Origin of the sequence: Escherichia sp. 94.0001, from assembly GCF_013369155.2 — a bacterium.
GTDB lineage: Bacteria > Pseudomonadota > Gammaproteobacteria > Enterobacterales > Enterobacteriaceae > Escherichia > Escherichia coli_F.
On sequence record NZ_JABWMS020000309.1, the window covers coordinates 1 to 264 of the forward strand.

1 pseudogene is annotated in these 264 nt (G+C 55.7%); it reads right to left on the reverse strand.

Annotated elements, in window-relative coordinates:
• Positions 1-264, reverse strand: a pseudogene (locus tag HEN33_RS25880) (hypothetical protein); the annotation flags it as partial.

Here is a 264-nt window from a genome sequence, read left to right on the forward strand (position 1 = left end):
AACCACCACGACAGCATGGTACCAGCAGGATCCCCGCGTTATTCGGGATATACGGGAGCAGTTTTTTGGCAATATGTAAACCCTGGCCGACACAGCCGTACTGCCCTTTGCTCAGGTCAGCCCTCGGATGATTCAGCGTACTCATATCCTGCACATCATGCAGACAGTGGTCAGCCGGAATAATATCGTTATATCTGCAGGCAGCCCCGCCCGGCGTCACTGTACTGCGGCGCGCCAGCTGTTTAATGCGCGGATCCGGAGCAT